The 24,907-nt window shown below is 59.4% G+C and carries 25 protein-coding genes; 18 read left to right on the top strand and 7 right to left on the bottom strand.

Translation table 11 applies throughout. The annotated features are described in order from the left end of the window. Window positions 1-9: 9 nt before the first annotated feature. The 4 genes from G8764_RS17080 to G8764_RS17060 all read right to left on the bottom strand — a co-directional run bounded on the left by G8764_RS17080 (window position 10) and on the right by G8764_RS17060 (window position 2,348). The gene (locus G8764_RS17080) at window positions 10-429 is read right to left on the bottom strand and encodes a hypothetical protein (protein ID WP_166165890.1); all 420 of its coding nucleotides are present in this window, start codon (window positions 427-429) and stop codon (window positions 10-12) included. After that, the gene (locus G8764_RS17075) at window positions 426-953 is read right to left on the bottom strand and encodes a hypothetical protein (protein ID WP_166165889.1); all 528 of its coding nucleotides are present in this window, start codon (window positions 951-953) and stop codon (window positions 426-428) included. Before G8764_RS17075 ends, G8764_RS17080 begins: the two co-directional genes overlap by 4 nt. Before the next feature lie 28 nt (window positions 954-981). After that, window positions 982-1,428, bottom strand: a complete 447-nt coding sequence (locus G8764_RS17070; protein ID WP_166165888.1) for a hypothetical protein — start codon at window positions 1,426-1,428, stop codon at window positions 982-984. Window positions 1,429-1,754: 326 nt separating this feature from the next. Beyond that, a complete protein-coding gene (locus tag G8764_RS17060) occupies window positions 1,755-2,348 on the bottom strand; it encodes a nitroreductase family protein (protein WP_166165887.1) in 594 nt (197 codons plus the stop codon). Between the two features lie 363 nt (window positions 2,349-2,711). On the opposite strand from G8764_RS17060, the gene G8764_RS17055 reads away from it, so the two are divergent. Both G8764_RS17055 and G8764_RS17050 read left to right on the top strand, forming a co-directional pair. Continuing rightward, window positions 2,712-3,974, top strand: a complete 1,263-nt coding sequence (locus G8764_RS17055) for an aromatic ring-hydroxylating oxygenase subunit alpha (RefSeq protein WP_166165886.1) — start codon at window positions 2,712-2,714, stop codon at window positions 3,972-3,974. After that, on the top strand, window positions 3,971-4,462 hold the full coding sequence (locus tag G8764_RS17050) for an aromatic-ring-hydroxylating dioxygenase subunit beta (RefSeq protein WP_166165885.1): 492 nt from the start codon (window positions 3,971-3,973) through the stop codon (window positions 4,460-4,462). The genes G8764_RS17055 and G8764_RS17050 overlap by 4 nt, the downstream gene beginning before the upstream one ends. Before the next feature lie 539 nt (window positions 4,463-5,001). Here G8764_RS17050 and G8764_RS17045 read toward each other — a convergent pair. Next, a complete protein-coding gene (locus G8764_RS17045; protein WP_166165884.1) occupies window positions 5,002-5,442 on the bottom strand; it encodes a winged helix-turn-helix transcriptional regulator in 441 nt (146 codons plus the stop codon). A 271-nt stretch (window positions 5,443-5,713) separates the two neighbouring features. Between G8764_RS17045 and G8764_RS17040 the strand changes: the two genes are divergently transcribed. From G8764_RS17040 to G8764_RS17025, 4 genes are all read left to right on the top strand, one after another. Further along, window positions 5,714-6,922 carry an acetyl-CoA C-acetyltransferase gene (locus tag G8764_RS17040; protein WP_166165883.1) on the top strand — a complete coding sequence of 403 codons (1,209 nt, stop codon included), beginning with the start codon at window positions 5,714-5,716 and terminating at the stop codon, window positions 6,920-6,922. Window positions 6,923-6,966: 44 nt separating this feature from the next. Next, window positions 6,967-9,120, top strand: coding sequence for a 3-hydroxyacyl-CoA dehydrogenase NAD-binding domain-containing protein (locus G8764_RS17035; RefSeq protein WP_166165882.1), 2,154 nt, complete (start codon window positions 6,967-6,969; stop codon window positions 9,118-9,120). Between the two features lie 85 nt (window positions 9,121-9,205). Next, entirely contained in the window at window positions 9,206-9,802 is a 597-nt protein-coding gene (locus tag G8764_RS17030) for a cytochrome c oxidase subunit 3 family protein (protein ID WP_166165881.1), read from the top strand. Window positions 9,803-9,822: 20 nt separating this feature from the next. Then, window positions 9,823-10,104 (top strand): cytochrome C oxidase subunit IV family protein, encoded by a 282-nt coding sequence (locus G8764_RS17025; RefSeq protein WP_166165880.1) that lies wholly within the window; start codon window positions 9,823-9,825, stop codon window positions 10,102-10,104. Between the two features lie 115 nt (window positions 10,105-10,219). On the opposite strand, the gene G8764_RS17020 is transcribed toward G8764_RS17025, so the two are convergent. Next, window positions 10,220-10,984 (bottom strand): SDR family NAD(P)-dependent oxidoreductase, encoded by a 765-nt coding sequence (locus tag G8764_RS17020; RefSeq protein ID WP_166165879.1) that lies wholly within the window; start codon window positions 10,982-10,984, stop codon window positions 10,220-10,222. Between the two features lie 221 nt (window positions 10,985-11,205). Here G8764_RS17020 and G8764_RS17015 point away from each other — a divergent pair, with 221 nt between their 5' ends. Continuing rightward, window positions 11,206-11,370: a rubredoxin gene (locus G8764_RS17015; protein ID WP_166165878.1), complete on the top strand. Its 165-nt coding sequence runs from the start codon at window positions 11,206-11,208 to the stop codon at window positions 11,368-11,370. 61 nt (window positions 11,371-11,431) lie between these two features. Here the strand turns inward: G8764_RS17015 and G8764_RS17010 are convergent, their stop codons facing one another. Then, a complete protein-coding gene (locus tag G8764_RS17010; RefSeq protein WP_166165877.1) occupies window positions 11,432-12,448 on the bottom strand; it encodes a helix-turn-helix transcriptional regulator in 1,017 nt (338 codons plus the stop codon). Between the two features lie 210 nt (window positions 12,449-12,658). On the opposite strand from G8764_RS17010, the gene G8764_RS17005 reads away from it, so the two are divergent. The 11 genes from G8764_RS17005 to G8764_RS16955 all read left to right on the top strand — a co-directional run bounded on the left by G8764_RS17005 (window position 12,659) and on the right by G8764_RS16955 (window position 24,886). Further along, a complete protein-coding gene (locus G8764_RS17005; RefSeq protein ID WP_166165876.1) occupies window positions 12,659-13,567 on the top strand; it encodes a fatty acid desaturase family protein in 909 nt (302 codons plus the stop codon). Window positions 13,568-13,733: 166 nt separating this feature from the next. Beyond that, window positions 13,734-14,213 (top strand): MaoC family dehydratase, encoded by a 480-nt coding sequence (locus G8764_RS17000; RefSeq protein WP_166165875.1) that lies wholly within the window; start codon window positions 13,734-13,736, stop codon window positions 14,211-14,213. A 116-nt stretch (window positions 14,214-14,329) separates the two neighbouring features. Further along, window positions 14,330-15,817, top strand: a complete 1,488-nt coding sequence (locus tag G8764_RS16995) for a 3-oxoacyl-[acyl-carrier-protein] synthase III C-terminal domain-containing protein (protein WP_166165874.1) — start codon at window positions 14,330-14,332, stop codon at window positions 15,815-15,817. 3 nt (window positions 15,818-15,820) lie between these two features. Continuing rightward, complete coding sequence (locus G8764_RS16990) at window positions 15,821-17,023, top strand: acetyl-CoA acetyltransferase (protein ID WP_166165873.1); 1,203 nt, start codon at window positions 15,821-15,823, stop codon at window positions 17,021-17,023. Further along, window positions 17,023-17,817: an enoyl-CoA hydratase/isomerase family protein gene (locus G8764_RS16985; RefSeq protein WP_166165872.1), complete on the top strand. Its 795-nt coding sequence runs from the start codon at window positions 17,023-17,025 to the stop codon at window positions 17,815-17,817. Before G8764_RS16990 ends, G8764_RS16985 begins: the two co-directional genes overlap by 1 nt. After that, window positions 17,810-18,592: an enoyl-CoA hydratase-related protein gene (locus G8764_RS16980; protein ID WP_166165871.1), complete on the top strand. Its 783-nt coding sequence runs from the start codon at window positions 17,810-17,812 to the stop codon at window positions 18,590-18,592. The genes G8764_RS16985 and G8764_RS16980 overlap by 8 nt, the downstream gene beginning before the upstream one ends. Before the next feature lies 1 nt (window position 18,593). Further along, a complete protein-coding gene (locus G8764_RS16975) occupies window positions 18,594-20,108 on the top strand; it encodes a 3-hydroxyacyl-CoA dehydrogenase (RefSeq protein WP_166165870.1) in 1,515 nt (504 codons plus the stop codon). Beyond that, window positions 20,105-21,004, top strand: a complete 900-nt coding sequence (locus G8764_RS16970) for an HTD2 family dehydratase (protein ID WP_166165869.1) — start codon at window positions 20,105-20,107, stop codon at window positions 21,002-21,004. Before G8764_RS16975 ends, G8764_RS16970 begins: the two co-directional genes overlap by 4 nt. Beyond that, a complete protein-coding gene (locus G8764_RS16965) occupies window positions 21,001-21,888 on the top strand; it encodes an HpcH/HpaI aldolase/citrate lyase family protein (protein ID WP_166165868.1) in 888 nt (295 codons plus the stop codon). The genes G8764_RS16970 and G8764_RS16965 overlap by 4 nt, the downstream gene beginning before the upstream one ends. A gap of 26 nt (window positions 21,889-21,914) precedes the next feature. Continuing rightward, complete coding sequence (locus G8764_RS16960; protein ID WP_166165867.1) at window positions 21,915-23,618, top strand: acyl-CoA dehydrogenase family protein; 1,704 nt, start codon at window positions 21,915-21,917, stop codon at window positions 23,616-23,618. Between the two features lie 11 nt (window positions 23,619-23,629). Further along, window positions 23,630-24,886 (top strand): CoA transferase, encoded by a 1,257-nt coding sequence (locus G8764_RS16955; protein ID WP_166165866.1) that lies wholly within the window; start codon window positions 23,630-23,632, stop codon window positions 24,884-24,886. Window positions 24,887-24,907: the final 21 nt, after the last annotated feature.

Below are 24,907 nucleotides of genomic sequence, written 5' to 3'. Positions count from 1 at the left end.
CTCGAGGCTTTAATCCACATCGTGGGCGGTTAAAAAGATCGCCTTTGAGAGGGAGTTGAAGAAATCCTGGTAGGGTTGCGGGTCTTCGATGGCTTTCAGGTTATACATGGCGTTGGCGCGCACCAGCAATTGGGTTTCGCCCCGTGCTCGAACCGTAACGGTCATGCGAATCTGGTAGCCGCTGAGCTTGGTCGCCGTCACCGTGCCGATATCGCTGTCGGCCTTGTCAATGATAAATCCCAGGTCTTGCAGGGTCGCTATGACGGTGCGCAGCATCAACTCCTTGTTGCTGGTGTCAAAAGCCCGGGTTTGCATGCTGCGCAATTCCACCTGGCTGCCGCCGGCAAGCACATGGCTGTTTTGACTGGCGCAACCCACCAGCATGGATAGGGTCACGGCGATGGCCGGCAGTAGCAGTCGGTTGATCATATCTGGTGTGCCTCAAGAAAAGCGGATTTCGACAGTTTTTCAAAAAAGCCCTGGTACAACTCCGGCTCTTTCAGGGTTTCGACCCGGCTGATCTGGCCTTGAGTGTTCCAGACAATCCGCTGAAAGGTAATTCTGGCGATGGACGATTCGCTGTCACTCAAATTCTCATTTACTACCAGGCAAATGCGAATCTTTTGTTCTTTATCTATGGGCATGGAGCCACCGCCGATCAGTGCGACCAGCACGGCCCCGGCAATTTGCGCACCGCTGGTGGCGTCGGCTTGTTTCGATGCGGTCAAAACACCCAGGCTGGCGTTTGATTCATCTATGGCGTAACCCATGTCCTGCAGTACCGCCGCACCGGCGGCCAGCAGTACAGTTCGGTCCAGCGTGGCAAACTTCCTGCTTTGCAGCTGGCGGTCTTCCAGGCTGGTGGGCGAGAGAACAAAGGCGTCCTTAGGGATTGTCGGCGAGCAAGCGACCAGGAATAGCAGTATGAAGCAAAGATAAAAGGCTTTTTTCACGCCAGTTTGTCCTTCGTCCGGGAGGTCTTTAAAACCTTGAGGTGTGGTAGGCAAAATCCCTGACGAGCTTGTTCTCATCGAACTTGATGATGACGGTGAGGGTCTTTTGGGACTTGGAAGAAGCGCCCGCATCCCGGTTAACACCGCCGCCGACGCCTCCCAGCACCGAGCTGCCCGCCCCGAGAATCAGCGACGATATGCCGCCGGAGCTGGTCGAATAGGAGACATCCGTGGATATTTTGTCGTAGATCCACACTTCGCGACGCTGTTCATCGGTAGATACGATGTTGGGCGAGCCCAGCACTGCGGCTACGTCAGCCCCACTCATGCCGATGCGGATCTCTTTTTGTACCACCCCAACCGTCATGCGCTCACCGCTGTCATCCTGGACCTGGGCCCGGTGTTGGGCGGCGTTCATGCAACCGGAGACAGCGACGGTAGACAGCGCTGCCAGCAGTAATGTCTTGATTTTCATAGGGAGCGTCCTTTCTGAAATGGCCGGCGGGGTGCCCGCAGGCAATTGCAATTGATTGCCTGCGGGGGCTAAAGCAAGGATAAACCCGCAACCTGGCGCTGACAATTAAAATCGATTAGCGGGAGCCTCGGTTTGGAAGTCAGGCTCATCACTTTTGGGGGCCAGTGGTGGCTGCCCGCCTGCTGGTGAAGCCGAGGTGATCGCGGCCCTTTTGGGAAGGAATTGAACACCGCGACATCGACAAAGAGATACATGATAGGGAGGCCTGCACAGCGATCAGCTCGCTCTTGTTCATATTCATGCTCTTGCAATAGCAGGCCGGGCGTTTACCGGCGGCCGCTTTTTTCGGCGAAGGTTGGCCATATCTCCGCCAGTGGTTTGCGCAGTGAGGGAAACTCCCTGGCCCGTACGTCCTCCTCCAGCTGGGCCGGGTCGCCCAGCTTGCCAATGGCAAACCCCATCAACACCTCCTCGTTTTCGCTGTCGAGGCTGAAGTATTCCGCCACCTTGTCATGGTGGATGCCCGCCATGCCGTGGGTGCAGAGCCCCTCGCTGTGCGCCTGCAGGGTCATGGCCATCCACGCCGAACCGCAATCGAAGGCGTAGGTCGGGTTGGGCTTGCCGTTGTGTTCGAAGTGCTTTTTCCCCACCAAAAAGCCAATTACCGAGGCCCGCTTCGCCCAGACCTGGTTTTTCTCCACCAGCAGTTCCAGGTAATCGTTAAAGCTGTCCTGGCTGCTGGTGTAGAAACGCCAGGGCTGGGCGTTAAAGCAGGAGGGTGACCAGCGGGCGGCGTCCAGCAGGCGCACCATGGTGGCCTGGTCGATAACAAAGTCAGCAAAGGCTCGCGGCGACCAGCGCTCCACGAACATGGGCAATACACCGGGGGCGGGGTCGCGTTTGGAAGCATTATCGGGCATAACTTTTCTCCTGTGTGATTTCACCGGCGTCTGCCGTGTTAACAAGTCTTATTTTTCAATCCAGTGTCCCGCCCATAGTAGATGGGCAGGTGGACAGAGGTCCAGACAACGCGAGATTTAGCCACGCACTGTGCGGTAAACACCGCTTTTTAAATTTCATGTGACGCTGTTGCCAGCGGGCCCTGGTTTCCCGTGGGAGGGCTAAAGGTGGTCTTGTGGCGGTAATTTCCCCCGCGACTGGGCCCGCTCAAGCCGAATTGATCAAAAAATAATCCCTCCGTCCCCTTTTTGTTCTGTTGACAGGGGGCTGGGGTTTCAATATAGTTAGTTTCTCTAGAGAACTTACTGTGGTGAGGAATGAGCATGAACAAGCAGGGCGCAGCCAGCAAATACGCTGACCTGATCCACTCCGATGGGGTGGCTGGCAGTCTCTACAATGATCCCGATGTGTTTCAGGAAGAGCTGAAAAAAATCTGGTACACCACCTGGGTGTACGTAGGCCACGAAAGTGAGGTGCCCAATACGCACGATTTCGTCATGAAGTCGATCGGTCTGGAGCCCATCATCATGACCCGCGGCAAGGATGGTGAGATCAATTTGCTGGTGAATACCTGCACTCATCGCGGCAACAAGTTGTGCACCAAGCCCAAGGGCAATGCGAGGTCCTTCACCTGTCCGTATCACTCCTGGACGTTTGCCAGTGATGGGCGCTTGCTGGGGCAGGCCTATCCCGATGGTTTCAAGAATGTCGACAAGGCCGATCTCGCACTGGGCCGCGTGCCCCGAGTAGCCAGTTACGGTGGCTTTGTGTTTGGCTCCTTCGCCGAAGAGGGGCCGTCACTGGAGGAGCATTTAGGTGGCGCCAAAGAGACTATTGATCGCCTGCTGGCGAATTCACCCAGTGGTGAAATCGAAGTGACCACGGGATACCTGAAGCACAAGGTCAAAGGTAACTGGAAGTTGCTGGTCGAAAATGAAACCGATGGTTATCACCCGGGCTTTGTCCACGCTTCGGTATTCATGGTCTCGGACAGTCGCATCAACGAGCTGTATGGGGACAAGTCGACCTCGTTGAGTCGCGATTACGGCAACGGTCATACTGAAATCGACCTGCGGCCGGAGTTCCGCAAGCGCGGTGAAGAGTTGAGCTGGTTCAATACCAATAAGGAGCGGCTGCCGGAATACGTTGAGCAGATGAAGGCGGCCTACGGTGATGAAAAGGCGCGCCAAATCATGATCGATGGTACGCCCCACGTGATGATTTTCCCGAACCTGTTTATTGCCGAAATTCAGCTGTTCGTGATCGAGCCCATATCGGTTTCGGAAACCGTGCAGCACGTGACCGCGATTCAGTTCAAGGGCTCGCCGGATATCAATCGCCGCTTGCGCCAGCAGACAATGGGTTCGGTGGGGCCTGCGGGCTTCCTATTGGCTGACGATTCAGTGATGTACGAGCGTACCCATCAAGGGCTGAAGACCAGGACTGGCTATCGCACCTATACCGGTCGCGGCAATCACCGTGAGCGCCTGGATGAGGACGGCTACCTGGTGGGGGATTCTACCGATGATCTGCCATCCCGTGGTATCTGGAAACATTACAAAAGTCTGATGGAGGCGGGAAAGTGAGTCTGGCTGAAATTAATTACTCGTTATTGCGAGAAGTAGAGCAGTTTTTATACCTCGAAGCCCGGCTGGCGGATGAGAATCGCTATCGGGATTGGGAGGCTTTGTGGGCCGACGATGGCATCTACTGGGTGCCTGCCAACAGCGGTGATATCGATCCGGAACTGGAAATGTCGATCATTTACGACAATCGCTCCAGAATTTCGGTGCGGGTCAACCAGTTCCTGTCGGGCAAACGCTTTGCGGCCCAGCCTGAGATTCAGGTGCGGCGCGTGGTATCCAATGTGGAATTGCTGCAAGACGCAGGTGAAGAAGTGCGTGTGGGTAGCAATGCTATTTATTTCGTCAGCGGCGAGACCGACGATGAAATGTGGGGGTCGCGCAACGAGTTCACGCTGCGCCGTGTCGATGGTGAATTCAGGATAGTGCGCAAGAATGTGGTACTGGTGAATGCTGCCAAGGCGCTGCCCAACCTGGCGTTCCTGATTTAATCAAGCCCTGATTAATTCAGGCCGGAATTAATCGTCCTGCGGCAACCGAAGATGTGGAAGTCGAAAATGTGATTTTGATGTGCTCACATTTTTAACAGCTTTCCGTTGCAAAAAAAGCGGTGTACCCGTGTACCGCAGAAACCTCTGGATAAACGGAGGTTTTATAAAGTACCAATGCATCCCGGCGGGCCTCGCAAGCGGCTCGCCAGCGTGCCACTGGCCCGACTTGAAATGAGCTTGCAGTCGCGTTCTTACTTTAGGGCACCTCTAATAATTGATCGCAGCCTCTGCGCAATCTGAGCGGCGCCATTACAAGGCGCCTTGCGAAGGCAAAGGCTGCGGTCCGGCGTTCCGGTTGTCCTTTGCGAGCAAGGCAACGCAGTAATGGTGCCGCTCAGGCCGCGCCCTTCGGGGCTTTCAGGAAATCCCGCTAGCTGCGTTGCGCTCATTCGCCGGACAACCAGTCCGACTCAATCGCGCGCCTTGCCAGCCGAATTTCCTGAAAGCCAGAGGTCGCGAGCAATTATTAGAGGTGCCCTTTATGCATCGACCTGATAGGCGATGTCTTCCGCCTTGATTTCTTTCTGGCAGGCTGCGCAATCCAGGCTTGGGATAAGCTCGTGGCCGCAGGTCTTGTGCACCAGTTTCAGTTCCGGTGTGGCGGCGTTGTCCAGCCAGGTTTCACCCCAGCGCCGCAGGGCGATAAAAATCGGGTACATGTCACGCCCGCGCTCCGTCAGTTTGTACTCGTAGCGCTTGGGGCGGTCCGAATACAGGTGGCGGCCGATAATCTGTTCCTGTTCCAGGTGTTTTAATCTGCGTGCCAGCACGCTGCGAGAAATGCCCAGGTTACGCTGGAAGTCGTCGAACTTGCGCACCCCAAAAAACAGCTCTTGCAGTACCGAGAAGGACCACGGGTCGCTGAAGATGGCCAGTGTGCGTTGTACTGCGATAGGGCGGGGAATTATCTGCTCTGCCATAGTGAATCACTGTCGAAATTTGGGCGCAGTTTAGCATAAAACACGCCAGCCAAGGGCCCTGGCATCCGGGCGCGATGTCAACCACTCTGGTGGCGGGACCTGGTGCCTGCCAGGCCTGCGTTCGCTGGTGCCCACCCACGGCTTTGGATTTAAGTATTGCCAGTGGTGGACATTCCGCCGTGTGATCAACTCGTCGCATCAGACGATGTCCATTGGCCTCGTTTTTCTTATTCTGGCGGGTATCAATGTTATTGGATGCAAGGTACCCCCGATGTCAGAAACCGCTTACATTTTCGACGCTATCAGAACGCCGAGAGGCAAAGGTAAAAAAGACGGCTCACTGTATACCGTCAAGCCGGTACAGTTGGCGGCTGGATTGCTTAATGAACTGCAGCAGCGCCATGACCTGGATACGTCGCAAGTCGATGATTTGATCCTTGGCTGCGGCCAGCCAGTCGGCGAGCAGGGCGGTGATATCGCCAAGTGTGCGCTCTTGTCCGCCGGCTGGGACGATAGTGTCCCCGGCGTGCAGCTGGATCGTTTCTGTGCTTCGGGGCTGGAGTCGGTGAATCAGGCCGCCAGTCGTATCGCCTCAGGCTGGGAAGATTTGATTGTGGCCGGCGGGGTCGAATCCATGTCGCGGGTGCCCATGGGCTCAGCCGGCGGGGCTATTTTTAACGACCCGGAGATATCCGCCCGGCTGGGCCTGGTTCCCCAGGGTATTAGCGCCGATTTAATGGCAGCACTGGACGGCTATAGCCGCGAGGATGTGGACGCGGTCGCCCTCGAATCCCAGCGGCGTGCCACCGAGGCACGGGATAGTGGTCGGTTTGACCGCTCCGTGGTGCCTGTGCGTGACCACAACGGTCTGGTGGTGCTGGAAAAAGACGAATTTATCAAGCCCAACACGACCATGGAGGTGCTGGGCAGCCTCAAGCCTTCGTTCCAGGCCATGGGTGATATGGGGCTGGACGATATAGCGCTGCGTAAATACCCGCAGCTGGCGGCCATTCCCCATGTACATACGGCCGGCAACTCCTCCGGCATCGTCGATGGTGCCAGCGCCGTGTTGCTCGGCAGCGAAAAAGCCGGCCAGGCGCTGGGCCTGAAGCCTCGGGGCCGCGTGGTGGCGACGGCGGTCCTCTCTACCGAACCTGTGCTGATGCTGGCCGGCCCCGGCCCGGCGGCGAAAAAAGCTCTGCAAAAAGCCGGCCTCACAGCGGCTGATATCGACCTGTTTGAAATTAATGAAGCGTTTGCCTCGGTCATGTTGCGCTTTATGCGTGACCTGGATATTGCCCCGGAAAATACCAACGTTAACGGCGGCGCCATCGCTCTGGGCCATCCCATTGGGGCTACCGGCGGCATGCTGGTGGGCACGGTTCTGGATGAGCTGGAGCGGCGCAACCTCAAACGCGGCCTGATCGCTCTCTGTGTGGGCGGCGGCATGGGTATCGCCACGATCATCGAGCGCCTGTAATCACCTTCAAGACTATTTCCGAAAATTTATAAGCGAGTTTAACGATGGCTGGATCCAACGATCAATTCAAGTACGAAAAAGACCAGGACAATATCGTCACCATTACCATGGATATGGATGGGCCGGTAAACGCCATGAACACGGCCTACCGTCAATTGATGGGTGACGCGGTAAGCAGGTTGGAAGCTGAGCAGGACTTGCGCGGAGTGGTAATTGCCTCTGCCAAGAAGACCTTCTTTGCCGGTGGCGACCTGAACGAAATCCTGACCATTCAACCCGGTGACAAGGTTGCGTTCCAAAGCAATATTGAAATCACCAAGAATGACCTGCGGCGGCTGGAGAGGTTGCCGGTGCCGGTGGTGGCCGCTATCAATGGTGCCGCCATGGGCGGTGGCTGCGAGATCACTCTGGCCTGTAATTACCGGGTCATGCTGGACCAGCCGGGAGTGATGATCGCTCTGCCGGAAGTGACCCTGGGCCTGTTGCCGGGCGCCGGTGGCATCGTTCGCACGGTGCATATGCTGGGCTTGCAGCATGCCTTGCCGCTGCTGCTCAAAGGTACCCGGCTGAAGCCCCGGCAAGCGCTGGAAGCCGGTCTGGTAAACGAGTTGGTGGCAGAGCCGGGGCAATTGCTGACGGCGGCGAAAGCCTGGATTCTGGCGGCCGGCGCAGACGCAGCGGTGCAGCCCTGGGATCGCAAGGGACACAAGATCCCCGGCGGCAACGTCAACAACCCCAATGTGGCTATGGGCGTCAATGCGGCCGGCGCAATGCTGGGCAAAGAGACCCGTGGCCTGTTGCCCGCAGGGCCGAGAATCCTGGCGGTGGCGGCGGAGGCCAGCCTGCTGGACTTTGACGCGGCGCTGATTGTTGAAACCCGGGGCCTGACGGAGTTGGCGCTAACACCCCAAGCCAAGAACGTTATCAACACCATGTTCTTCCAGATGAATGACATCAACGGTGGCAAGAGCCGGCCCCAGGATGTGGCCAGGAGTGATGTCAAAAAAATCGGCGTGCTGGGCGCGGGTATGATGGGGCAGGGTATAGCCTATGTGGCTGCCAAGGCCGGCATCGAAGTGGTACTGGCGGATATATCGTTGGAGGCCGCTGAGAAGGGCAAGGGCTACGCGGAAAAGCTGCTGGATAAGGCCATCAGCCGGGGCCGCAGTACCGAGGCGAAGAAAGCCGCCCTGCTGAACCTGATCAAGCCGACCGACAACTACGATGACCTGGACGGTGCCGACCTGATTGTTGAAGCGGTGTTTGAAAATGCCGATCTCAAAGGCAAGGTGACTCAGCAGGCAGAGCCCAAGCTGGCCGAGGGTGGTATCTTTGCCACCAATACCTCAACCCTGCCTATATCCATGCTCTCACAAGCATCCCGCAAGGCAGATAATTTCATCGGCATTCATTTCTTTTCGCCAGTGGACAAGATGCCTTTGGTGGAGATTATTTGCGGCGAGAAAACGTCTGATTTTGCGCTGGCAAAGTCTTTTGATTTCGCCCGCAAAATCAACAAAACGCCGATTGTGGTAAAAGACTCCCTCGGCTTCTTTACCTCCCGCACCTTCGGCAGTTTCTTCGACGAAGGCTGTCGCCTGCTTGAGGAGGGCGTCGATCCGATTCTGATCGATAATCTGGCCAAGCAGGTGGGCATGCCGGTGGGCCCGCTGACGGTGCTGGATGAAGTCAGTATGGAATTGATGCGCAAGGTGAATGAAACCCAGCGCGACCTGGGGCTCTACGGTACGACGTACAACGTCGAGAGCAGCGATCGGGTTGGCAGTCGCATGATTAACCAATTTGATCGTGCCGGTCGACATTACAAAGGTGGTTTCTATGAGTATGGCGCTGATGGCAGCAAGCAAATTTGGCCAAAATTGTACGAGTTGTATGTGAAGCCGGGTCTCGAGATGCCGCTGGAAGATATTAAAGACCGTATCCTGTTTCGCCAGGTGATCGAATCCCTTAAGTGTTTGCAGGAGGGTGTGTTGAGCTCTGCTGCCGATGGCAATATCGGTTCTATCATGGGTATTGGCGCACCGGTCTGGACCGGCGGTTGGATCCAGTTTGTGAACACCTATGGCTTGAGTCGTTTTGCCGATCGCTGCCGGGAGCTGGCGGATCGTTATGGCGAGCTGTTTAATCCGCCGGCGATCCTGCAGGAAAAGATTGCGGCCGGGGAGCAATTCGCTTAAGTCGCCGTGCGTTTCTGTTGTCCAGAAGCCACGTTTGCTAGTATCACGCTTGAGAGAACTTATCATTATGCAGTATGAGCCGCCGATGACAGATGCAAGCGTAACCAGCGTCAACCCTGTTGAAAACAAGGGCCACGTTCCAGGCGAGGTAGGCATTTGGGTTCTGGTGATGGGTGATATGCTTGTTTTCACCCTCTTCTTCTGTGTCTTTTTGGCGTATCGCTCTGTGGATTTGGAGCTCTACCGGGAGTCCCGGCTGCAGCTCAACTTGCACTTCGGCATGCTGAATACGGTGTTGTTACTGGCCAGTTCCTGGCTGGTGGCAACATCGATTGCCGCGTTTCGCCGTCGACAGCTCAGTGTTTGCAAGCACAGTATGGGTTTGGCGATTCTCTGTGGCCTGGGCTTCGGATTGATCAAATATTTTGAGTACAGCGAAAAGTTCGCGCTGGGCATAACACCGGTCAGCAATGAATTTTTTATGTTTTATTTTGTCTTGACCGGCATCCACTTTCTGCACCTGTTAATTGGGCTCGCGGTACTTAGCTACCTGTGGTTGCGCCTGCGCCGCTGCGGATTTGACAAGCTGTCGCCAATGGTAATGGAGAGTAGCGCTACTTTCTGGCATATGGTCGACCTGCTTTGGATTGTGCTATTTCCGTTGCTGTACCTGTTGCCTTGATGGCGCGAAGGGAATAAACCATGAAAGCCTATCTGTTACACCGAAACAGCATCGTTCTGGCAGTGCTTGTCGTGCTTACCCTGATCTCCTGGTATTTGGGGCTGGATCAAGTCTCTGTTGAGCAGGTATCCACCTGGAGCGGTGTTACCATGTTGCTACTGGCTTTTGTAAAAGTCAGGTTGGTCATCAGCAACTTTATGGAAGTGCGCGCAGCGCCCCTGCCGTTGAAATTGTGCTGTGACGCTTGGGTAGTAGTCGCCTCCCTGCTCACCATCAGCGCCTATCTGGGCGCCTTTTCCTGAAATAAAAACGGCCGTATAGATTTTCTGTACGGCCGTTTTCCTGTATTGCCTCATGTGCTCGATCTGGCAGCGTGAGTGCCAGCCGTGCTGTGTTGCTGCGGCCGGTTTGTCGGGACTATTTTTTTTCCGCCCAGTGCACCACCTGCCACAGCAGGGATGGGCACCAGCGTCGCAATAACCATGTCAAGCGGGTCATCGGGCCCGGGAAGACCCAAAGCCCACGTCGCCGAGTCAATGCTTTTTCAGCCGCGTCCACTACTACCTGTGGCTCCAGCGCGGGGAAAATGTCAAACAGTTTGGGCCATACGGTGTCCTGCGCCTGTTTTAGCAGCGGCGTGGCGACAATGGGCGGGCAGACGCAAACGATCCTGACCCCGGAGTTGCGGGTTTCGTGGTACAGCACTTCGGTATAGGCGGCCACTGCGTGTTTGGCGGCGTTGTAGGCTCCCATGTACATAATGGGCCAGTGCCCGGCCATGGAGGCGTAGCTGACAAATTCACCCTCGCCACGCTGCAGCATTTTTTTCACCGCGGTGTCGACCACATTGACCATGCCGCCGTAATTAATGGTCATGATCTTCATGACCATTGCCTGCGGTTGATCAGTCAGTTCGCCCAGTGGCATGATACCGGCGGCGTGCACCACGCGGGTGATCGACCCCAGAGTATTTTCACAGTGTTCTACCGCCGCCGCAACGGCCTGGTGATCGGTGACATCCAGGGCAATTCGCAGCAAGTTGTCATTCTCGCCGAGCTGCTCCAGACCGGCGGCATTGAGATCCACCGCAGCAACTTTCCAGCCGGCATCGAGTGCCTGCAGGGCTGTCATTTGCCCCATGCCGCTGCCGGCACCGGTAATAAAAAGAACGCGCTGAGTCATAATTTCCTACCTTGGTGTTTCGATGGATTATGCGGCAGGCAGGAGTCATCGCAGTCGTCGATAGCGACGATTCTTGTTTTTTGCTCCGGCGAAGCTCTGCATTCGTCGCTTACGACGAATGCAGACTGCTGTGCCTGGACTATGCTGGAATCGAGTAGTCTCCCAGGCTGCCTGTGAAGCAAGAATAGAGATGCAGATTAGCAAGAGTAATGAGGTGACAAATGCGTAAATGGCAATGCAGGTTTTGTAGCCACGTCTATGACGAGGCCGAGGGTGATCCGGATAACGATATTCCCCCAGGCACCAGGTTCGAGGATTTGCCCGAAGATTGGTACTGTCCGGACTGTGGTGCCGCCAAGGAGGACTACGACCTGATCGAGGATTGAGTCGCTTTCAAGCGCTGTTCGTGCCAGCGGCGGCATATAGTAGCCGAATGCAAAAGTGTCCTCAGGTGTCCAGCTGCTGCTGCCGGTATTGCGAGGGGGTCATCTTGAACCAGCGCTTGAAGGCCCGTCTGAAATTTGCAGCGTGGTCATAACCCAGTTCCAGGCTGATGGCCTCGACACTGATGCCGGGGCTGGCCAGTAACCGGACCGCCTGTGCCTTGCGTCGCGCTTCGATCAGCGTGTTAAACGTGGTCCCCTCCGCTTTTAGCCGCCTGATCAACGTGCGTGGTGAAACGTTGAGTAGCTTCGCACAGTTCACAAGAGTGAGGTGGGTGCCGCCATGGACAGTGAGTAGTTCTTCCACTTTGCCGCTGCTGGTCGAATGGGCATCCACTTTTTCCAGAATCGACTTGCAGCCTTCCTCGGCCCGCTGTCGCAGCACGTCATCACGGCTCGGGCTGGGGCTTTTGGCCAGGCTCAGTGGAATGGAGTAGCGGGCATAGTCATCTTCCGAGCGGATGATCGTGCCGTGAAAATAGTTTCGATAAGCACGCCAGTCTGCACTGTCGTCGAGGGGGAGAGACAGCTGCGCTTCTTTCACTTCGCGCCCGACAATGTGCTCCACCATTGATTGCATCATCGATGTACCCGCCTCGAGCAAAAATTGATTTGTCATTGGTTCGAGCTGTTCGAGCGTCTTTAACTTGATCACCAGGTTATCGCCGGCGGTTTCCAGTTTCAGTTCGAAGAAAGGTGCCCTGACGTGATGATAGCGGGCAAATATCTCCAGTACTTCATAGAGGGTGGCGGCGCTCATGGAGGCCAGGCCGAGTATGCCGTGGGTGGATAATTCGGCCTGTTCGCCAACCACCAGGCCAAGGGCCGGTTGTTGGCTCAATTGCAAGGCGTTGCTAATGATCTTGTACTGCTCCAGGGGCGTCAGTTCGACCCGTTCGAACTCGATATCATCGGGCTTGACATCAGTGCCCGCCAGCAGGGGCAGCAGTGCGTCACGCCTCAGGTCCAGGGCGCGGGCCAGCATGCGGGAGTAGGTTGCTGCAAACCGTGTTTTGTCCATAGCTGTTTGCCGGAACAATAGGCTTTTGCCCTTTTGCTGCGGCCCTGTTAGTGCGCGGATGGGGTAGGGAGAGGGTATCATTTGATGCCGAGATTGTCACTTAATGATCCCCTATTGGCAGTGTGTGAGCTGATCGGTCTTAACCGGTTGCGGGATAATGTGCAGCATAAAGTGATTATCCGATTTCAAACCTCAGAGAGGAGAATAACCATGGCCGGTGATATTACCAGACCGTTAACAGTACCTGCGGACAAGAAGGCGCACTTCCGCGAGCTTACATCGATACCCGATATTTCCTGGCCGGTTGTGTTTCTGGCCGTCGGGGGCATTGCTGCCAGCATTGGTGTGATGGCCGCAGCGCTTATGGGGTATTTAGCTTACTGGGGTGCGGCCCTGGTGCTGGCGTTTATCTACTACTGGTTTTTTGCTGTGATTCACGATGGCGCTCACCGGAGCATTGCGAAAAACAAGCGCCTGAACGACTTGATTGCCCAGGTGGCGATTACAGTGCCACTGCCCTACGCCAACCTGGAGTTGTTGCGCTGGGCTCATATGGAACACCACCGCTTTACCAATGATGTTGCCAGGGATCCGGACTATTGGAGCCACGGTAAGTCATACACATTGCCATTGCGCTGGTGCCTGATCGATGTAATGTATTTGCTGCGCCTGTTGCGCAGTAGCGGCCCGCAAAAGGCCACCCTGGTTAAAAACCTGATCCCCTATCTGGTGTTTGGTTGCGCGGTGATTGGTGGCTTGATTTGGGCGGGCTTCGGCGCAGAGTATGTGTGGTTGTCGCTGATCCCCTCGCGGCTGATGTTTATAGCGGTTGGTTTTACCTTCTTCTGGATGCCCCACAATCACTGGAATGGTGACCAGGAGGAGTTGAAGCAGGCCACTAATTATTCCATGGCAACCAGTATTCGCGAAGGTAAAGAGGGGTTGATGAATATCCTGCTGCAGTACCAGAACTATCACCTGGTGCACCATATGTGGCCAACCACACCCTTCTATAACAATGAGAAGGTGTTTCGCCTGCTGGAGCCAGAGTTTCGGACACGGGACCTGGTCATTGCCAAAGACTTTGCGCTCTTCCCCGAGGTGCACAAGGCGGTATGAACTGACGCTTGAGCAGTTGCAAGGCCCGGTTTCGCAGTGATGCCGGGCTTTTTGCTGTCTGCCTGCGCGATTTGCCGGAGTTTCGTCGCTATAGACGAAAACAGTGCACGCCATACGCAGTATGCTCTGCCCAGTTAAATGCGCTACCAACCCATGGAGTAATCATATGACCGCAGACACTGAGGCAGCACCGGCTTTCAAACCCTATTTATTTCGCACCCACGCGCGCACCATCACTGAAACGGATATTGTTAATTTCGTTAACCTGATCAGCCTGCATGAGCCATTTTTTATCGATATGGAATTTATCCGGGAGAACATGCAGGGGCGCAACCGTGAGCGCTTTGCGCCGGGCGTAATGCTGATCTCCCTCGGCCAGGGCCTGGTATCCACCCAGATGATGTCAATCGTCGATCATGTCATGGAGGGGCACCCGGTGGGCAAGTTTGCCGGTATGACCGGTATTGATTCCAAAATCAAAGGCTCAGTGTTTGTCGGGGATACCATTCACGTGCAAGGTGAAGCCCGCATTACACGGGTTACCAGCAAGGGCATGACCGTCATGGATATTGTCCACCACCTTGTCAATCAGCAGGGTGAGGAAGTGTGTGAATTTACTGAAACGGTCCTGTTTCACGCCCCTTAAAGCAATTCGTCGTTACCGACGATTCCGCCGCTGTTGTCTCCCCGTAGCATGGCTTTATAACTGGCAAACTGCCTGTGGGTTGTTTGTCTGGAATTTATCGCACTGCGGAGCAGCACATGAAAGCAGGAATTACCGGATACGGCGCCTACATACCCTGGCGTCGCCTGAGTCGGGAGACAGTCGCAAAAGCCAATGCCTGGTTTGCCCCCAATATTCGCGGCCGGGGTCATCGCGCCGTGGCCAACTGGGACGAAGACAGCATCACCATGGCGGTGGCGGCGGCCCGGGATTTGTTGGGTGAGAGCGGTGACCGCTCTGCCATTGAGCAGGTCATGCTGGCGTCCACCACCATGCCCTTTGCCGACCGGCTCAATGCCGGCTTGCTGGCCGAGGCCCTGAATCTGTCCGAGAAGTTATCGGCTGTGGATATCAGCGGGGCGCAAACGGCATCCCTGGCGGGCCTGTCCCAGGCGCTGGCGACCAGTGATGCGCGCGGCAGCAAGGTGCTATTGGCCGCTGCAGATAATCGCAACACCCTGGCGGCCAGCCCCCAGGAATTGAGTTACGGCGACGCCGCCGCCGCACTGACGCTGGGCACTGACGGTGTGATTGCCGAATGCCTGGGTGAAGCGGCACTGGCGGTGGATTTTGTCGACCACTTCCGCCAATCCGATCGCGACACGGATTACCACTGGGAAGAGCGCTGGGTGCGTGATGAGGGCATCGCCCGATTTTTGCCCACCGTTATCGGTGATGTCCTCAGCCAGTCCGGCGTGGCCGCGGCGGAGGTGAATCACTTTATTTTTCCCACCACCTTCAAGCGCATGGACCAGCAGCTGGCCAGCAAGTGTGGCATTGCCGTAGACGCCATCGCCGACAATCTGGAATCCACCGTGGGTGACAGCGGTGCGGCGCACGGGCTGCTGATGTTGGCCCAGGTGCTGGCAAAAGCCCAGCCCGGTGAGCTGATTCTGCTGTGCCAGTTTGGCTCCGGCGCGCGCGCCATGCTGCTGCGAGTGACCGATGCCATCAACGACTTCAGCCCGGTGCGCGGTGTGTCAGGCTGGTTGACCCGCTCGGTGGAGGAAACCAACTACACCCGCTTCCTGGCCTACAAGGGGCAGCTGCAGCTGGACAAGGGCATGCGGGGTGAGCAGGACAAGAAAACCGCCCTGTCCACCGCCTACCGTTATCGCAAAGCCTTGCTGGGCTTTGTCGCCGGCCGCTGCTCGGTCAGTGGTGACGTGCACTTCCCGCCCACTCGCCTGAGCTACACCCCGGGCGCGCCCCGGCTCGACACCCAGCAGCCTTATCCGCTGGCGGAAAAAACCGGTCATATTCTCAGCTGGTCGGCGGAATACCTCTCCAGCGATATGGCGCCGCCACATCAGTACGGTCAGGTGGACTTTGTCGGCGGCGGTCGCCTGTTGATGGATTTCACCGATGTGCAGAAGGGCGACATTGACACCGGCATGGAAGTGGAAATGGTGTTTCGCATTAAGGATATCGACGAACTGCGCGGTTTCAAGCGTTACTTCTGGAAGGCGACCCCCGTGCAACGGGGCGCCGGCAACAAACAGTCATCAGCCAGCGAGGAGCAGTAGATCATGGCAGCAGGTATTAAAGATAAGGTCGCCATCCTCGGCATGGGTTGTTCCCGTTTTGGTGAGCGCTGGGATGTGGGCCCCGAAGAATTGATGGTGGAGGCCTATAATGAGGCCCTGGCGGATGCCGGTATCGCTCCCGAGCAGATCGACGCGGGCTGGTTCTCCACCCATATGGATGACGTGGGCACGGGCCGCGGCGGGTTGCCCATGAGCATCGCGTTGCGCCTGCCGGGCATCGGTGTAACCCGGGTGGAAAACTTTTGCGCCGGTGGCTCTGAATCCTTTCGCGCCGCGGCCTACGCGGTCGCCGCCGGAGCCTGTGATATCGCCATTGCGGTGGGTGTCGAAAAGCTCAAGGATACCGGCTATGGCGGTTTGCCTGTCGCCACCGTCGGCACCTATATACCCCAGTGGTACCCCGCCGCGGTGGCACCCGCCAACTTCGCCCAGCTGGCCAGTGCCTATCGCGCCAGGCACAGAGTCAATGCCGCGGACCTGAAGCGTGCCATTGCCCATGTGTCTGTCAAGAGTCACGCCAACGGTGCCAAGAACCCCAAGGCACACCTGCGCAAGCCCATTACCGAAGAGCAGTGTTTGAACGCCCCGGTCATCGCCGAACCCCTGGGCCTGTTCGATTGCTGTGGTGTGTCGGACGGTGCCGCGGCGGTGATTGTCACTACCCCGGAGATTGCCCGCAGCCTCGGCAAGACCGATTTGGTGACCTTTAAGGCGCTGCAAATCGTGGCTTCAAACGGCTGGGAGATGCAGGGCAATGAGTGGGACGGCTCCTACGTTCACACCGCCCGCATCGCCGCCCGTAAAGCCTACGCCGAAGCCGGTATCAGCAAGCCGCGCGAAGAGATCAGCCTGACCGAGGTGCACGACTGTTTCTCCATCACCGAGCTGGTGACCATGGAAGACCTGTTCCTGTCACCGGAGGGCGGTGCCATTCGCGATGTTATGGACGGCGTGTTCGACGCCGACGGCCAGATTCCCTGCCAGATCGATGGCGGCCTGAAATGCTTTGGCCACCCGGTCGGCGCCAGCGGTATCCGTATGCTCTATGAAGTGTACTTGCAGTTGCTGGGACGCGCCGGGGAGCGCCAGCTGTCCAACCCCAGGACCGGTTTGATTCATAACCTCGGCGGGCAGCCGTCCCAGAACGTCTGTGCGGTCTCCATTGTCGGGCTGGAGGGCGTCTGATGAGTGTGGTCGTGGTCGACAGGCCGACAGACAGCGTATGCCGCATCCTGATCAACCGGCCCGCCAAGCGCAACGCCATCGACTTTGAGGTGCGCGAGCAGATGTACCAGGCGCTGCTTGCCGCGCGCGCCGACCGTAGCGTCCGCGCGGTGGTGCTGGGCGGGGTGGACGGTGTGTTTTCCGCCGGTGGTGACCTGGACAGCATGGGCGGGCTGGACGAAGCCGGCGCCCGCGCGCGGATGCAGCATATCCATCGCCTGTGCCAGCTGCTGGGCCACTTTCCGGTGGCGGTAGTCTCGGCGGTGGAAGGCTTCTGTGCCGGAGCCGCGGTGGGCATGGCGCTGTTGGGCGACTGCATCGTGGTCGGCAAAGACAGCAAGATCATCTTTCCGTTTATGGGGCTGGGCCTGGTGCCCGACTGGGGTGCCATGTTGACGCTGCCGCGGCGAGTGGGAGTGGCCAGGGCGCGCCAGCTGATGACCGCCGGCAAGATCACCTCGGGGGAAGAGGCCTACGCTGTCGGCATGGCCGATGAGTATGTGGGGGATGGGGACATTATGGCCGCTGCCATTGCCCAGGCCGAAACCCTGGCGCAGTTGCCCCAGGCGGCGTTTGCCCGCTTCAAGCAGCGCTTGCATCACCCTGCGGCCAGTCTTGCGGAAGAGTTGCAGCGGGAAGAAGACGACCAGGCGGTATTGCTGCTCGGTGCAGAATTTAACGAAGGCTATGGCGCGGCCATGGCCAAACGCAAACCCGACTTCTCGGCCATAGCGCGGGAGCCAGGCGATGACTGACACCCCGGAACAGGCAGTACTTATCGGGCGCGACGCCGGCGTGGGCATCGTCACCCTCAATCGCCCGGAAAAACGCAATGCCCTCGACCTGAGCCTGCGCGCGGCCATTGCCGCGGCGGTGACAGAGCTGGCCGCGGACGACTCGGTGCGCGCGATTGTGATTACCGGCGGGGAGAAGATTTTTGCCGCCGGTGCCGATCTCAACCTGCTGGTGAACAAGGGTCCGCAAGAGGTGGCCGATATCGACCTGGGCCAGTACTGGTCACCTGTGGCCAACTGCCAGAAGCCGGTCATCGCGGCGGTCAACGGCTTTGCCCTGGGGGCGGGCTGCGAATTGGCCATGATGTGCGATGTGATCATCGCCGACAGCAAGGCCCAGTTTGGCCAGCCGGAGGCCCGGGTCGGCATTATGCCCGGCGCGGGCGGCACCCAGCGCCTGGTGCGGGCGGTGGGCAAGGCGGTGGCGAGCCTGATGCTGGTGTGCGGAGAAAACCTGAAAGCCGAACGGGCCGAGCGGCTGGGGCTGATCAGTGAAATGACTGCCGAGGGGCAGGCCCTGCCGCGGGCACTGGAGCTGGCCCAGGTGGCGGCCAAGCTGCCGCCCAAGGCAGTGCGAGCGATCAAGCAAACCCTGGCCCAGGGCGCAGACCTGCCGTTAGGGGCCGCCCTGCAACTGGAAAACCGCGAGTTCCTGCTGCTGTTTGATACGGCCGACAAAACCGAGGGCATGACCGCTTTTCTGGAAAAACGCAGCGCTGAATTCACAGGAAAATGAAATGAAGCAAATTAACAAGATCGGGGTAGTTGGCGCCGGCGCCATGGGGCGCGGTATCGTGCAGCTATTTGTCCAGGCCGGCCACCCGGTGGTGTGTTTTGATATGGCCCCGGCGGCGGTGGCCAGTGCTGTGGCGCATGTCAGCAGCATGATCCAGCGCAGCATCGACAAGGGGCGGCTGCCCGCGGCGGTGGGCCAGAGCCTGGCTGACAACCTGATTGCCGGCCACGATTTGCAGGCGCTGGCCGATTGCGACCTGGTGGTGGAGGCCATTGTCGAGGACGTGGCCATCAAGCAGTCGCTGTTCTGTGAGCTGGAAGGAATCGTCGCCGCCGACACGATCCTGGCCAGCAATACCTCTTCTCTGGTGGTCGCCGACATCGCGGCCAAATGCCAGCGCGCCGAGCGCCTGGCGGGTTTGCACTTCTTCAATCCGGTGCCGCTGATGAAGGTGGCCGAGATTATCGCCGCGGTGCGCACCGAGGCGGCGGTGGTGGCATCCCTCAAGGCGGTGGTGGAAGGTGCCGGTCACCGGGCGGTGGTCGCCGCCGACCAGCCAGGCTTCCTGGTCAACCACGCCGGCCGCGGTCTCTACACCGAGGGCCTGCGGGTGGTGGAAGAACAGGTGGCCACGCCGCAACAGATCGACACCCTGATGCGCGAAGCCGCGGGCTTTAAGATGGGCCCATTTGAGTTGATGGACCTCACCGGCCTGGACGTGTCCGGCAAAGTGATGGAGTCGATCTACCAGCAGTTTCAGCAGGAGCCGCGCTTCCGGCCATCAGCCCTGGTGCCGCCGCGCATGGCCGCCGGTCTCTACGGCCGCAAGTCCGGTGCCGGCTGGTACCCATACGCTGACGGCAAGCGAGTCGATAGCGCTGCGCCAGCGCTGCCGCAGTTGCCCGGCGCGGGTTCGGTCTGGGTCGACGAGCGGGCCGAGCAGGCGGCGGGTCTCAAGAACCTGGTCAGCGCGGCGGGCTTGAACCTCTGCAGCAGTGCCCGTGAGGCGGACCTGCTACTGATCCAGCCCTGGGGCGAAGACGCCAGTCACTACTGCGCCCGACTCAGCCTTGATGCCGAAAAGACCGTGGCGGTCGATCCGCTGCCCGGTCTCGATAAACACCGCACCCTGATGCTGACCTGCGTTACGGCAGCGGCGGCTCGGGATCTCGCCCACGCCCTGCTGACCCACGATGGCGTGGCGGCGACGGTCATTGGCGACAGCCCGGGGTTTGTGCTGCAACGGGTGTTGGCAACCATCGTCAATATTGCCGCCAATATCGTCCAGCGGGGCATCGCCAGTGTGGACGACCTGGAAGATGCGGTGCGCCTGGGGCTGGGCTATCCCGAGGGGCCCCTGAGTATTGGTGAGCGGGTCGGCGGGGCGAAAATCCTGCAGGTTCTGCAGCAGCAGCAAGCCATCACCGGGGATGACCGCTATCGCCCCAGCCTGTGGTTGAGCCGGCGGGTCAAGCTGGGGCAATCCCTGTTACAGCTGGAGGCCGAGCGCGTATGAGTACCCCGTCTGTGGCAATAGACCTGGCGCATCTGCAAACCTGGATCGGTCGGGAAAAGGTGGTCACTGACGACCTGTCGCCGCAGCGGGCCTGCGCCTTGTCCGCGGCGCTGGAGCGGCAGGGCTACCAGCCCCCTCTGCCAGTGGCGGGCAGTGCATTGCCGCCCGCCTGGCAATGGCTGTACTTTGTCGATACACCCAGTGCCCTGGCCACTGGCCTTGACGGCCACCCCAAAACCGGTGACTTCTTACCGCCGGTGCCCCTGCCGCGGCGGATGTGGGCGGCGGGGCAGTTTACCCAGCACCAGCCGCTGCTGCTGGGCAGTGTGGCGCAAAAACGCTCGCGGGTGAGCCAGGTCGACCTGAAGCAAGGTGCCAGCGGTACCCTGGTGTTCGTCACCGTCAAGCACAGCATCGAGCAGGCCGGGGAGGTCTGCATCGAGGAAGAGCAGAACATTGTCTATCGTCAAATGCCCACTGGCCCGGCGCCGTTGCCGCCGGGTAAAGCCGCACCCGAGGCGGCCGATTGGTGCATTGATATTGAGCCCGACCCGGTCTTGCTGTTTCGCTATTCGGCGCTGACCTACAACGGCCACCGCATCCACTACGATCGCCAGTACGCGATCGCCGAGGAGTTCTACCCGGCGCTGGTGGTGCACGGGCCACTGCAGGCCACACTGCTGGCCAACAGCGTGCGGGAATACTGCGCGAGTGATGCCCGCAACCCCATAGTGGCGTTCAGTTTTCGCGCCCAGCGCCCGCTGTTTGATACGGATCGCTTGAGCATCTGCGGCCGGCGCGAGGGCAATGAGGTAACACTCTGGACCCGCAGTCACGACGGCTTTATCGGCATGACCGCCAGTGCACGGTTGGCCGCCGGGGAGGCCCGGGCATGACCACACAATCGGCACCGGTATGGCGCAGCCTGCTGTTTATCCCGGCCAACAACCAAAAATTTGTCGGCAAGGCTCACACCCGCGGCGCCGACGGCATCATCCTCGACCTGGAAGACAGTGTCGCGCCGGAGCAGAAAGCCGCCGCGCGCCTGGCGCTGCCCGCCGCCGCCCGGCAGGTGGCCGCCAATGGCATTGACGTGCTGGTGCGCGTCAATGCCGAGTGGCTGCCAGAGGATATCCAGGCCGCCGCTACGGCCGCTGTGCGGGCGTTGCTATTGCCCAAGGTCAATACCGCCGCGCCGGTGCTCAAAGCGGCTGCGCTGCTGGACCGGTTGGAAGGCGAACGGGGTTTGCCCCCGGGCAGCATCCGCCTGCTGGCGCAGATAGAAGATGTGCGGGCCCTGCCCAACCTGGATGCCATTGCGAGCAGCACACCGCGTTTGCTGGGCATGAGTTTGGGCTCGGAAGATTTCTCGGCCTCGGCGGCGATGTTGCCCCTGCCGGAAACCCTGTACGGCCCCAACCAGCAGGTGGTGTTTGCCTGTCGGCGGGCGGGAATCCTGCCGTTTGGCTTTCCGGCCTCTATCACCCTGTTCAGTGACCTGGATGCCCTGCAGCACGCCGCCATCCAGGCCACCGCCATGGGCTTTGTCGGCGCGTTTTGCATCCACCCCAAGCAGGTGCCAGTACTCAACCAGGCCTTTACGCCGGCGTCAGCTGCCGTGCTCGACGCTCGCACCTTGTTGGCCGAATTTGCCCGGGCGGAAGCCGAGGGCCGGGGGGTGTTTGCTTTCAAGGGCAAGATGGTCGATTTGCCGGTTATTTTACGGGCCCGTGAACTGGTTGCCCGGGCCGAGGCGATCGCGGCAATCCCGGCGCGCTGAGCAAGATCACTACGAGAGATACGATTATGACAGATAACCACACCACCCATTTGCCAGACGTGGCGCAGGTCCGCGGCTGGGTTGAGAGCCTGCGAACGCTGACGGAAACCGTAACCGCGGCACTGGCCGATGTCTGCCAGGAGAGCGGCAAGTTAAATGCTGCGGCCCTGGACCAACAGCAGATACCCTCGTTTGAACTGGCCTGGGCCACGGCCGAGCTGCTGGCGGCCGAGAGCGGCTTGCAGGCCATGGCGGAGCACGATGATGCGCTCAATACCCGGCTGGTGTTGATCTACAGCGCCGAGGCGATGGTGTCCATCCGTGACCGGTTGGAAGCCATCATGCTGGAACTCGGCCTGAGTGACGATGAGCTGCACAGGCTGATCAACCAGCCGGCGCTAAAGGCGTTCCGCCAGCAAGTACTGGGGACCGGATTCCTGCACGAGACCGCCCGGCTGATGGCCGAGGCGCCAATGGATATCGCCCGTTTGAGCGGCGGTGAATTGGCGATCAGCGACGACGCGGCCATGGTGCAGGACATGTTCGTCAAGTTTGCCCGGGACGTGGTCGCGCCGCTGGCGGAATCCATCCACCGCCACGACCTGATTGTACCGGAAGGGGAATTGTTGCAGCCGCTGCGGGAAATGGGCGTGTTCGGCCTGTCCGTGCCCGAGCAGTACGGTGGCAGCGCGCCAGATGAGCGCGACGATAACCTGACCATGGTGGTGGTCACGGAAGCGCTGTCGGAGGCATCACTGGCGGCCGCAGGCAGCCTGATTACGCGCCCGGAAATTCTCTCCCGGGCGCTGCTGAGCGGCGGGACCGAGGCCCAGAAACAACACTGGCTGCCGCGCATTGCGGTGGGCGACCCGCTCTGTGGTATCGCCATTACCGAGCCGGATTACGGCTCGGATGTGGCCAGCCTGAGCCTGCGCGGCACCAAAACCGAGGGCGGTTGGCTGCTCAATGGCGCCAAAACCTGGTGTACCTTCGCCGGCAAGGCGGGCGTATTGATGGTGGTCACCCGCACCGACCCGGACAAGAGCAAAGGCTACAAAGGCCTGAGCCTGTTGCTGGCGGAAAAGCCCGCGTTCGAAGGCCACGAGTTTACGTTCGAGCAGCCCAATGGCGGCAAGTTGATCGGCAAGGCGATACCCACCATCGGCTACCGCGGCATGCACTCCTTTGACCTGTCCTTTGATAACTTCTTTGTCCCGGACCAAAACGTGATCGGCGAAGAGGGGGGGCTGGGCAAGGGCTTCTATTACACCATGTCCGGCATGATGGGCGGGCGCATGCAGACCGCCGCTCGCGCCAGCGGCGTGATGCGCGCGGGCCTGCTGGCCGGCTTGCAGTACGCCCAGGACCGCAAGGTGTTTGCCTCGCCCCTGCTCGACTACCCGCTCACCGGCGCCAAATTGGCGAAGATGGCGGCCCGCTATACGGTCAGCCGCTTCCTCGCTTACACCACCGCCCGGGTGCTGGATGGCGGCGGCGGCCGCATGGAGGCCAGCCTGGTCAAGTTGTTTGCCTGCCGCAGCGCCGAGCTTATCACCCGGGAGTCGCTGCAGATTCACGGCGGCATGGGTTACGCCGAAGAGACCCCCATCAGCCGTTACTTTGTGGATGCCCGGGTACTCTCCATATTCGAGGGCGCCGAGGAAACCCTGGCGCTGAAAGTGATTGCCAGAAGTTTGCTGGAAATGTCGCTGGCGAAAGCGGCGGCCTGAGGACGACACCTATGAGTGATGTGCTGAACGGAATGCGGGTGGTGGAAGTGTCGGCGTTTGTGGCGGCCCCCTCCGGCGGGATGACACTGGCGCAAATGGGCGCCGAGGTGATCCGCATAGACCCGCCCCGAGGTGGCCTGGACTACCGCCGCTGGCCGGTACTGGAAGGCGACTCCGGTCGGGATAATGTCAGCCTGTTTTGGGCCGGGCTCAACAAACACAAGAAGTCGGTGGCGATCGATTTTACCCGGCCGGAAGGCAAGGAGCTGGCGCAGCGACTGATCACCGCCCCGGGTGAGGATGCGGGCCTGTTGCTGACCAACATGCCGCCGCGGGGTTGGCTCGATTACGACCGGCTCAAGCAGCACCGCAGTGACCTGATCCAGCTGACGGTGCAGGGCGACCGTCACGGTGGCTCGGCGGTGGACTACACCCTCAACCCGCGCGTAGGCCTGCCCTACCTGACCGGTCCCGGCGATTATCAAGGGGTGGTCAACCATGTGCTGCCGGCCTGGGACCTGGTCACCGGGCAGATGGCCGCACTGGGGCTGCTGGCCGCCGAGCGGCTGCGCAGCAAAACCCGGAATGCTGCGGGCATCGGCCAGGGGCAGCACGTCAAGTTGCCGCTGGAAGACGTGGCCCTGGCCATTATGTCCAACCTGGGTTTTATCGCCGAGGCGGAGCGAGGCGTTGAGCGACCGCGTTTTGGCAACGACCTGTTCGGCGCCTTTGGCCGCGATTTTGTCAGCGCCGATAAGCAGCGGGTGATGGTGGTCGGGCTGACCCTCAAGCAGTGGCAAAACCTGGTGGCGTCCTGTGGCTTGGAGAGCGACATGGAGCAGCTGGCGCTGCGGCTCGGCCGCAACTTCAAGCTGGAGGGGGATCGCTTCAAATCCAGGGATGAGATCGCCGGGTATTTTGCCCGGGTAATCGAGACCAAACCCTATGCCGAGGTGGCGGCGCTGTTTGATCGCCACGGGGTGTGCTGGGGCAAGTACCAGACCGTGCAGGAACTGGTGGCCAGTGATGCGGCCTGCTCGACGGCAAACCCGATGTTCAGCAAGGTTGAGCAGCCCCGTATCGGGCCGACCTTGACCCCGGCCTCGCCGCTTAATTTTGGCAGTGGCCGAAGACCTGCAGAGCGGGCGCCGCTGCTTGGAGAGCACACCGAGACGGTGTTGCTGGACACCCTGAAACTGAGTTCCGGGGAGTTGGGAGCGCTGCTCGAGCGCGGCATTGTGGCCCTCGGTCAGGGCCAGCGGGACTAAAACGGCGTCGGGATTGGCCTC

It is taken from the genome of Pseudomaricurvus alcaniphilus, from assembly GCF_011440395.1.
Classification (GTDB): Bacteria; Pseudomonadota; Gammaproteobacteria; order Pseudomonadales; family Cellvibrionaceae; genus Pseudomaricurvus; species Pseudomaricurvus alcaniphilus.
The sequence above is the reverse complement of the archived record's forward strand: the minus strand, read 5'-3'. Positions and strand labels throughout refer to the sequence as shown.